General features: G+C 38.6%; 1 protein-coding gene. It reads left to right on the forward strand.

The window, feature by feature from the left end:
- The coding region (locus KJR01_RS10010) for a nickel-dependent hydrogenase large subunit (protein WP_214119105.1) at positions 1–386 on the forward strand (386 nt) is incomplete at both ends.

Consider the following 386-nt stretch of genomic DNA (forward strand, 5'->3'; position numbering starts at 1 on the left):
CTATGAAGGAAATCCTATGCAAGTAGGACCTTTGGCTAATATCGTTGTAGATTATGCTAAGGGTAATCAAAATGTTGTTCCTGTGGTAGATGCGTTTTTAAAAGAAACAGGACTTCCTTTAAATGCTGTATTTAGCACTCTTGGAAGAACTGCTGCGCGTTGTTTGGAAGCAAAAATTGTGGCTAATAATGCTTTAAAAGCCTTCCGTAATTTAGTAGAAAATTTAAAAGTAGATGAGAGCACTTGTGCGCCTTATGTGATCGATAATTCTAAAGAGTACAAAGGACGCTATATGGGGCATGTGCCACGCGGAACGTTAAGTCATTGGTGCAGGATTAAAAATGGAGTGATAGAAAATTGGCAAGCAGTTGTTCCTTCTACTTGGA

Origin of the sequence: Campylobacter sp. 2018MI10 (assembly GCF_018501175.1) — a bacterium.
GTDB lineage: Bacteria > Campylobacterota > Campylobacteria > Campylobacterales > Campylobacteraceae > Campylobacter_E.